The organism is Kitasatospora sp. NPDC036755 (assembly GCF_040636595.1).
In the GTDB taxonomy this organism is placed as follows: domain Bacteria; phylum Actinomycetota; class Actinomycetes; order Streptomycetales; family Streptomycetaceae; genus Kitasatospora.
Genome location: NZ_JBEZUT010000320.1, coordinates 1 through 9,965, shown reverse-complemented (window position 1 = coordinate 9,965; position 9,965 = coordinate 1). Strand labels below are relative to the sequence as shown.

Annotated in this window: 5 protein-coding genes; all 5 read right to left on the bottom strand. The window is 76.9% G+C overall.

From position 1 onward, the window contains the following. Nucleotides 1-298: hypothetical protein (locus AB0E96_RS33235; protein WP_359829517.1), on the bottom strand; the 298-nt coding region annotated here is incomplete at its 3' end. Further along, entirely contained in the window at nt 295-2,931 is a 2,637-nt protein-coding gene (locus tag AB0E96_RS33230; RefSeq protein ID WP_359829516.1) for a hypothetical protein, read from the bottom strand. The genes AB0E96_RS33235 and AB0E96_RS33230, both read right to left, overlap by 4 nt. Beyond that, nucleotides 2,928-6,767: a tubulin-like doman-containing protein gene (locus tag AB0E96_RS33225; protein WP_359829515.1), complete on the bottom strand. Its 3,840-nt coding sequence runs from the start codon at nt 6,765-6,767 to the stop codon at nt 2,928-2,930. The genes AB0E96_RS33230 and AB0E96_RS33225 overlap by 4 nt, the downstream gene beginning before the upstream one ends. 113 nt (nt 6,768-6,880) lie before the next feature. After that, nucleotides 6,881-9,301, bottom strand: coding sequence for a vWA domain-containing protein (locus tag AB0E96_RS33220; RefSeq protein WP_359829514.1), 2,421 nt, complete (start codon nt 9,299-9,301; stop codon nt 6,881-6,883). 83 nt (nt 9,302-9,384) lie between these two features. Next, nucleotides 9,385-9,965: Pycsar system effector family protein (locus tag AB0E96_RS33215; protein WP_359829513.1), on the bottom strand; the 581-nt coding region annotated here is incomplete at its 5' end.

Sequence of the window (9,965 nt, the reverse complement as noted above, 5' to 3'; positions counted from 1 at the left end):
GGCCGTCGACGAGCGCCTCACCGCCACGAGTGACCCGGACGTCCTGGTTTACGACTACGCCCGCACCTACGCCGACGGCCGGATCACCCGGGCCGACGGCCCGGACCTGGACGCACTTGACGCCGTTGTTCAGCAGGGCGTTGCGGGTCCGGACGGGGCCGCGCGAGGGCGGGCCGTAGTCGGGGCCGAACCGGGCCCAGGCCCGGCTGCGCCGCCCGTCGGGGGTCAGGAAGGACAGTCCGACGGGCTTCGCCCGGGCGGGCTCGCCGGTCCGCGGACCGGGCGCGGGGGTGGTCACCACTCCTCCTCCTCGTTCTGCGGCGGGTCGTCGTGCCACTGCCGCACGGTCCTGACGACACCGGGTTTCAGGCCGGTCAGCCGCAGCAGCCCGGCGTACCGGCCGGCCGCGGTCAGCACCTCCCGCTCCTGCCGCGGGCCCGGCGCCCCGCCGTGGCGGGCGTCGCCGAACGGCGGGTCGCCGAAGGCCGCGTCGGGGCCGGTGGCGGTGCGGGCCGCGTCCGGGCCGAAGCGGATCAGGGCGACGGCGGCCGGGTCCCGGCTGAGCAGGTCGAGCTGCTCCGAGGAGTTCAGCTGGACCACGCCGGGCCCGTCGGGGTCGAGGGCGTGCGGGTCGGCGGACCGCCGGGCGTCGATGCCCAGCAGGCCGGCCGGCCCGCCGCGGTCGCGGTGCGGCGAGGCGAAGGGCGGGGCGGTGAGCACGTCGTTGTCCCGCAGGTGGTCGCGGGCCACGCCGAGGAGTTCGCGGACCCGTTCGGCGATCCGCTCCTGGGCCGCGTCGCCGACGTGGCCGCGCTCGACCGCGCCCCAGTACGGCGCCAGCGCGGTCAGGGCGGCGTCGGTGAGGTCGCCGGTCAGCGCCGTGACGAGGTCGGGGCCGCCCTTGGCCTCGCCGCGTTCCAGCCAGGCCGGCCCGGCCGCGGCTGGGCCGGTGCCGGCGCCGGTGCCGGTGCCGACGGCGGTGCCGGTGCCGACGGCGGACGGGTCGAGGGTCGGGTCCAGGTCGGACCCGGCACCGTGGTCGGCGCCGAAACCGCCCTCGGGGTAACGGTCGAGGACGTCGTCGAGGTCGCCGTCGGGGCCCGGGCCGGCCAGCGGCGGATCGAGGTTCCAGTCCTCGTCGTCCGACCAGGACAGCTCCTCGAACCCGGCCCCGTCCTCGCCGACCCCGCTCAGCCAGTCGCCGAACTCCTCGTCGAACTCCGCGGGCCGGGCCGGATCGAGGCCGCGCGCCGCCTCCTCCTCCGCGGCCTCGGCCGTCGCCCGCAGCACCCCGACGACGGCCAGCGCGGCGTCCGCGCAGTGGCGCCGCTCCTCGACGGCCCAGAACTCGCGCAGCGCGCGGTCCAACAGCGCGTCCAGGCCGTCGAGTTCGTCCCGCAACGGGATGATTCCGCACTCCCGGCCCCAACGCTGGGCGCCGTCGTGCCAGAGCCGCAGCAGCAGCCAGCCCCAGCCGACGAGGGCGAACGGCAGCGCGAGCGCCGCCGACCAGAGCGGCAGGCCGATCGCCCCGGCGGCCGCCGCACCCGCCGCGGCACCGACCAGCGCGGCCGCGCCAAGGCGCACCGCGTCGGACGGCCGCGCCGGGCCGCCGGGCAGTCGGTGGGCGACCAGCAGCATGCCCAGCAGCACCAGCACCGGCACGGTCAGCGCGGCCGCCACGGCGGACCCGGTCCACAGGCCGCCGAGGAGGCCGCACAGCGCCGTGACGGCGAGGACGCCGAGACCCGGCGGGTCGGGTTCCGGTGCGCGGCCCTCCGCGCCGGCCGCGCGCAGCCGGCGGAGGTCGGCGAGCCGCGGCGTGTTGGACAACGGCTGCACCTTCCCGGAGAGCAGGGCGAAGCGCTCGGCCGCCGCGCGCAGCGGCAGCCCGTCGCGCAGCAGCCCCACGGCGAGGCGGCGCAGGCTGTCGCCGACCCGCTCGCCGCTGGTCGCGGCGGGCGCCACCGTCACCCCGAGCCGGGCCAGCCGGGCCGCGGACTCGGCGGCGGACCGCGTGTCGGCGGTCCCGCCGTCGCTGCGCAGGACCTGTTCGACCACCCCGTGGTAGCCGTCCAGCGCCTGCCGGGCGCGGTCGAGCGCCGACTCCAGACCGGCGCGGCCCCCGCCGGTCAGCAGGCCGACGGGGCTGCCGAAGGCCAGCAGCTCGCCGTCCGCGTCGGCGAGCGCCTCGACCGCCTCGTCATGGGCCCGGCCGGCGGCACCGCCCTCCTCCCGCCGGCCCGGACTGCCCGAGGTCGCGCCGACGACCAGCGCGGAGAGGGCGGGCGGCAGGTCGGCGCCGGTGTGGGCCGCCGCCCCGACCGGGGCGGCGGTGTGGGCGCCGGCGAACCGCACCAGCGCCTCGCTCCACGCCTGGCTCCTGACCTCCGGGGCCAGCCCGTGCTCCAGCACCCGCAGACCGGGAGCGGCCACCCCGTCGGGCAGCACACCCAGCACGTCCAGGGTCTCGTCGAACACCTCGGGCAGGCCGAGCAGGTCGACCAGGACGGCCAGCGCGGACGGGTCGTCGGGCGCGGCGGACCCGGGGCCGCCGTCGCCCGCGTGGAGGTCGCCGGCCCAGATCAGCCCGGCCTCGGGGCCGCGCAGGGTCGCGGGGCGGACCAGCCGGCGCTCGGCCGGGCGGCCCTCGGCCGGCAGGGCGGGCAGCCCGCCGACCAGCAGGCAGAGCACGCGCACCCGGCCGGGCGCGGGGTAGCCCATCAACTGCTCGTACCTGGTGCGGTGTTCGACCAGGCCGGCGGGGGTGTCGACGACCAGGAAGCGGTGGTCGTGCGGCCGGATCCGGCCGTGCCGGGCCAGCCGGGCCGTCACGGCGGACCGCAGGTCCACCGGGTCGGTGCCGGCGAGTTCGGCCGTGCGCAGGTCGAGGTGGACGACCGGGGTGCGGGGGCGGATCGGCTCACTCATGCGAACTCACCACCCTCGCGGCCGCCGGCCGGTCCGTCGCCGTCGCGGTCGCCGTCGCGGTCGCCGTCCGACCAGGACGTCCAGCCGGGCGGCTCGGCCGGCGGGCGGTGGGGCTCGGCCCGACGCCCGCCGTCGCGGTCGCGGTCGCGGTCGCGGCCCCAACCCCGGTCACCGTCGCGGTCGCGGTCACCGTCGCGGTCGCGGTCGCGCTCCGGCTCGCGGTCCCAGCCCCGGTTCCCGTCACGACCCCGCTCAGGCTCCGGCTCGCGGTCCCAGCCCCAGTCACCGTCGCGGTCCCGATCGCGGTCGCGCTCCGGCTCACGGTCCCGGCTCCGGTCACCGTCACGGCCCCGATCGCGGTCAGGCCCACGGCCCCAGCCCTGGCCACCGTCACGGCCCCGGTCGGGCTCCGGCTCCCGGCCCCGGTCCCCGTCACGGTTCCGGTCGCGGTCGCGGTCCCAGCCTCCATTTCCGGCACGGCCCCGGTCCCGGTCGCGGTCCCCACCCCCGTTCCCGTCACGGTCCCGGTAGCGGTCCCGGTCCCGGTCCGGGTCCTGGGCCGGGGGCCGTCCCCGGTCCGGTCCGGTCTCGCGCCAGTCGGCGGGGTCCACCGGCCGGTTGGTGCCCCAGTCGTCCTGCGCCCCGTGGGTCGGCTGCGCGGGCCCCTCGTCCTCGGCCTCGTCGACCGGACGCGGCGACAGGTCCCCCTGCTGGATCGCCTGCAGGAGCCGGCCCAGGTTCGGCTGGACGGCGCGCTCGTCGCGGAACTCCATGGCCAGCGCCCCCGGCAGGGTCTCCGCCCAGAACTGCCACAGCGGCCGGAACCAGCCCTCGACGCGCTCCCCGCCCGTCTCCCGGCGGGCCGCGAGCAGGCGCAGCTGCTGCGGCGCGATCTTCTCGACCAGCCGGACGAACAGCGGGTCGGGGCGGCTGGCCGACCGGGTCAGTCCGACCGGGCGGGCGTCCATCAGCCGCTCGGTGTACGCCCCGACCGTCCGCTCGTCGTCCAGGACGGTCCAGCGCTCGTAGGCGCGCAGCAGTTCGGCCCAGCCGGAGATGCCGTCGTGCTGCGCGCCCAGGCGCAGCCGCACGCCCGGCACGTCGGCGCCGCGGTCGCGGAACAGCCGCAGCCGGACCAGCTGCGGGGAGTCCTCGGTCCCTTCCAGCACGTCCACCTGGCCGTTCCACAGCAGGCAGAGCAGCCGGTGCAGCACGTGGCGGCGGTCGGCCTCGGTGGACACCAGCCAGTCGTCCCGGTGGCCCAGGCGCTGGCGCCAGCGCAGGACGTCCTCGGCCTGCTCCCCCTCCCGTGCCTTGGCCCACTGCCGCAGCACCTTGCGGACCTCGGGCACCTCGGTGAGGCTCATCTCGCTGCGGAACTGGACGACCGTGATGGAGTCCGTCTCGACGCCCCGGAACTCCGCGAGGGCCTCGCCGGGCAGCCGCAGCACCCGGCGCAGGTAGCCCTCGACCTCGTCGCCGTTCTTGACCTTCGGGAAGGTCACCAGCACCTTGAGCACCCCGGTGCCCTCCGGCACGAAGCCCGCCGGCAGCAGGCCGGCCACCTTGCGGCCGAACTGCTCCAGGGCCTCCTTGCCGACCTGCTCGCCGGCTTCGGCGCTGCCGGCCGCCGCGGCCAGCAGGACTCCCATGGAGGGCAGCAGCGGACGCTCCTCCAGGTGCTCGCCGCTCTCCGCGAACAGCCGTTTGACCCCGGCCTCCACGACCGACTTGACGCCTCCCACCGCGCCGTCGGGGTCGCGCCGGCTCGCCGCATGCGCCGTGCGCCACTCGTCGCCGCCGACCAGCCGCAGCAGCAGGGCGGCCGAGTCCCCGCTGTCGGCCAGGCCCTCGCGGGTGGCGAGCCGGGCGACCAGGTCGTCGTAGAAGTGCCGCAGGTCGCGCTGGGGCGGCAGCAGGTAGGAGACGCCGGTCCGGTCCTCGTAGAGCACCCGGGACTGCTCGGCGAAGGCCTTCGGCTCCTGCGTGGAGTGCCGGCGCAGGGCCTCGACCAGCCGGGTCACCTCCCGTTCCAGGGCGCGGGCGGCGGGTTCCCAGCGCTGCTGCTGGTTGCGCCAGCCGTCGTTCCAGACCTGGCGGGCGCGCCAGCGGTACCAGGCGTCCTGCTCGCGCAGCACGGTCTGGACGTCCTCGTCCCCCCAGCGCGGCTGGACGAGCCCGTAGAGCTGCCGCCGGATCCGGGGCACCGGCGGCGGCTGGTCCGGGGTGCCCGGCGGCAGGGCGGCGGCCCGGGTGCGGTTGTCGAGCAGGCCGAGGAAGCCCAGGCGGGCGAGGTCGTTGGGATCCTGCGGCACCCCCTTGACGATCCGCTCGACGGTGAACGGGTCGACGGTGGAGAGCAGCTTCTCCACCGCCCGCCGGGGGGTGAAGTTCTGCGCCATGTCGGCGGTGCGCTGCGCCACCCGGCGGGTCAGGTCGGCGAGGGCCTGCTGCATGTCGCTCTGCCGGGCCATCAGCGCGGCCTCGATCGCCGAACCGCCGCGCGGCTCCACGGTGAGCGGGTCCAGTTCGAGTGCCCGGCGCTCCAGCAGCTCCTCCAGGCCGGAGTCCGCGAACATCTGCTTCACCAGCTCCTCGGCGGGCCGGTGGGTGCGGCGGGAGGCGTCGCTCAGCTGCTCGACCGAGGCGCGCAGGAAGCGGCCGGAGACCAGCGCCGCCAGTTCGTCCACCGGCGCGGTCATCGAGGCGACCAGGCTGGTCGAGACGCCCTTGCGGCCGATCCCGGCGTCGGACACGGCCGCCCGGGACACCCCGCGGTTGATGAAGCTCGCGGCGAAGGTCTGGTAGTCGTCGTCGGCCCGGGAGTGGGTGCTCTGCCGGCCGTCGCCGAGCTCGGTGCCGATCAGCGACATCACCAGGGAGACCATCGAGCGGCGCAGGTCGTCCTGGCGGATGCCGGCGGTGCGGCTGAACAGGAAGGCGGTCGGCAGGATGCCGCTGCGCAGCCGGATCGGCGCGGCGTGCGGGTAGCGGATCCGCAGCGTCAGGTCCTCGTCGAGGTCGCCGAGTTCCGCGCCCTCGATGGGCGCGTTCTGCTCGTCGACCAGCCGGAACAGGTCCACCAGGGCGCGGGCCGAGTTCAGCTCCGCCTCCCGGCCGCCCCCGCGCGCGGCCGGGAACGCGGACGGCATGACGACCAGCGGGTAGATCTTGACGCCGCCGAGGCGCTTCTCCTGGAAGGCGTGGTTGATCAGGTGCAGGTAGTCGAGGAAGATCCCGGCGCCGGTGCCGCCGGCGACCGAGAAGGCCACGAAGACGTCGCAGCCGGAGACCGGGCCGCCGCCGAGCTGGCTCAGGGTCCCGCCGGCGCGGGCGAGCGCGTCGATGGCGTCGCTGAGCGGGGCCAGCACCGGGTCCAGCCCGTCGCGCAGGGTGCCGAACAGTCCGGCGCGGCCGACCGTCGGCAGCTGCCCGGCGCCGTTCTTGAGCGGGACGACCCTGGGCTCGTTGGCGCGCGGCGGCAGCCAGGAGGCGGTCTCGTCCGGGAGGCTGGCCCGGAGCATCTTGGTGATGTCGGGCGAACTGTCGTAGTTCGGCAGCAGGTTGGGGGTGGTGCGCGAGGTGCGGCTGTACGCGGCGCGCAGCGCCGGGTCGGCGGTGGACAGCGGCAGGTGGGCCAGGTCCGATTCGCTGAAGTCGGCGTAGACGAACTGCAGGCAGTCCGGCAGCTGGTGGGGTGCCATGCCGCCGAGGTGGGTGAGCGCGGTGCCGTCGGGGCCGCACAGTTCGGCGCGCAGCCGCCGCTCCAGTTCGGCGCCGACGAGGCCGCCGGTGCCACCCAGGCCGACGAACAGCATCGGCTGGAAGATCTTCATGGTGTTCCGCCTTCATCCGGCCGCGCGGGCGCGGCCGGCTCGGGTGTCGACCGGTTCGGGTGTCGACCGGCTCCGGTCGGAGGGTGGTGGTTCGAAGGTGCGGGGACGGGGGCTCAGAGGTAGGTGGTGGTCGGCGGCGGGGCCGCCGGTGGCGCGGACGGGCTCTCCGCGCGGCCCGGCCGGGGGCGGGCGGTCGGGCCGGTGCGGCGGCGCGGGGCGCGCCGTTCGTCCCGGATCCCCAGGCCGAGGCCGTCGGTGAGCGAGGCCGGCCGGTCCGGGTGGATCCGGGTCGTCGACTGGCGGCGCTTCTCCAGCACCGCTCCGCCGTCCCGGCTGCGCTGCACCCGGTACGGCCCGCCGGGCTTGCGGACGAGCCGGGGGTAGGGGCCGCCGAGGCCGGCCACGTCGAACTCGTACCAGCCGTTGGTGCCGGAGTCGGCGGTGACGTCGGCGAGTTGATGACCTTCCTGGTCCAGCAGGAGCAGCTTGAGCCCCGCCGGGTTCCGGCCCGTCACCTTCCCGCGGTGCAGGACCAGGACGACCAGGGCGGCCAGCACCGCCACGAGGCCGCCCAGCAGCAGCGCCCACCACCAGCTCTCCCAGAAGGTCGGCGGCCGGGTGACCGTCAGCGACAGCGGGCTGTCGACCAGGACCCGGTCCTGGTCGGTGCCGTCGACCAGGGTGACCTTGCCGCCGAGCCGCAGGTCGCCGCCGTCGAGCAGGCCGCGGAAGGCGGCCGGCCGGGCCGCCCGCACCGCGACGTCCACCCGGCGGGACTCGCCGGGCGCCAGGGTGACCTCCTCCGGGGAGACCGCCAGCAGGCCCGGGGAGGTGTCCCGCAGCGCCAGCCGCAGCGTGTGCGGGGTGCCGTCCGCGTTGTGCAGGTCGAGGCGGCCGGCCAGCGCGTCCCCGGGGTGGAGCTTGTGGCCGGCGGTGTCGTCGAGGGTGAGGCCGGCGGTCACCTTCGGCACCGCCGGGGCGACCAGGGTGCCCTGGGTGCGGTCCTCGTCGGCCGTCAGCCCGGACGCGGCGAGCGTGCCGGAGGCCTTGATCCGGCCGGTCGCCGTGGCGGGCACCGTCACCGTCCCGCTGAAGGTGGCGTCACCGGCGGTGCGGTCCGGGCCCGTCCCGTCGTCGGCCAGCCTGACCGGCACCGGCGCGAAGCCGTCGCCGCTCAGCACGGCGCTGACCTTCAGGTCCTTCAGGTCCTGCGGGTCGGTGACCTGGACCCCCTTGCGGGTCTGGAGCTTGAGCGTGACCACGGCCTGCTCGCCGGGGCGCGGCGAGGGCGGCGCCATAGTGATGGAGCTGCGCAGCGCGCCGCGCCACAGCACGCTGACGGAGGCCAGCTGCGCCCGGTGGTCCGCCGGGGCGTCCAGGTGGACCTTCCATTGGCCGGGCGCCGGGTCGGTGATGCGCAGCGACTCGACCGTCTGGTCGCGGGGCGAGAGCTCGAACTTGGAGATCGGGTCGGTGGTGGTGGCGGTGATCTGCCGGCCGGAGGGGTCGAAGTAGGTGGCGGTGACGGCCGGGTCGCCCTTGTCGACGACGATGCTGCCCACGGTGGTGAGCGGCGAGATCCGCATCTCGATGTCGATCGGCGGGTGTCCGGTGCCGCCGGTGGTGGCGCGCAGGCAGTGGGCGGCGGCGAAGGCGGTCTGCATCGCGCCGGCGACGGCGGCGGCGTCCGGCACCGCGGTGGCCCGGGGCCGCGCGTCGGGCAGGTCGACGCAGCCGTCCTGGAAGCCGGCGGCCGCCATCCGGTCCAGGGCGGCCCGGTCGATGTCGGAGCCGAAGCCGAGCGGCCAGACCTGGATCCGGGCGGCCTGCGCGGCGGCCAGGGCCTGGGCCAGGGCCGCCTCTCCGGCGGTGGCGCGGTGGTCGCGGTCGTCGCCGTAGGCCGGGCTGTCGCCGACGTCGAGCTTGCCGTCGGTGAGCAGGAACAGCACCCGGGGCGTGGCCGGGTCCGTCCCGGTGGACAGCCGGCTGACCCCCTGGAGGATCGCGTTCGGGAAGTCGGTGCCCTGCCCTTCGTCCGGCTTGCGGCTGCGCAGGTTGCCGATGCACGCGCCGATCCGGTCCCGGCCGGCGCCGTCCAGGACGGTGGGCGGGCAGACCTCGTCCACCGGGTGCTGGGCGTCGTTGTCCGCGCTGGCGAACCCGAGCACGGTGACGGTCGACTTCGGGTGGACCTCGCCGAGGGCGATCCCCGCGGCGGCGGCCCGCTCGCGGTCGACCTCGGCGGGTTTGAGGCTGCCGGACTCGTCGACGGCGATCGCGTAGTCGACCGGGCCGATGGCGGCGGGAGCCGGCGCCGTCGGTGCGGCCGACGCCGCGGGAGCCGTGGAGGGGGCCGGCGTGGGGCTGGGCTCGGCGGAGGCCTGCCCGGGCAGGAGGCCGACGGTCAGCAGGGACGCCGCGGTGAGCGCGGCGGCCCGCCCGAGTCCGCCGGCGGCGCGCCGGGGGCGGCGGGCCCGCGGGCCGGTGGTGCCGCGCCGCGGGGGGCGCGCGAAGAGCAGGTGTGGCACCGTCATCTCCTCTGGATCAGGGTGCGTTCCACCGGCCGGCGGGCGGCCGGGCCGTCGGCCGGTGGCAGGCGGTCGGGACCGGGCGGGGCTCAGGTGAGCAGGATCCCGGCGGTGGCGAGGACCGATCCGGGGGCGAGGCAGGCGACGCCCCAGCGGATGCGGCGGTACTTGGCGGCCAGGATGGTGCTGACGTCCACGGCCTGGACGAGCAGCCAGTCGAGCGGGTCCCGGCCGGCCGCGACGATCTGTTCGGTGAGCCGGGGCCGGCCGTCGGAGGTGAGCAGGTCGGCGAAGAAGGTGACCCCGTCGTGGTCCCGCAGGGTCTTGGTGCGGGGCAGGATCGCCCGGACCAGGGCGACCGCCCCGGCGGCCCAGAACACGCCGCCGAGCGCGAGCAGGACGGCGGCGAGCGTGCCGGGCCGGCCGTCGGCCCAGTTGCGGTCCAGGAGCAGGGCGGGCAGGCCGAGGGCGGCGGTGAGCAGGATCGAGGACTTGGTGTCGGCGCGTCCGATGTCCTCGCGGACGACGCACAGGAGGCGGTCCGCGATGAAGCGGGCCTCGTCCGGGCGGGCGGCCGCCTCGGGCCCGGCGGCGGGGTCGGGGACGGGTTCGGGGACGGGGGCGGGGGCGTGTTCACCAGCTTCGATGTTCACCGCGGTCCCGGCATGCT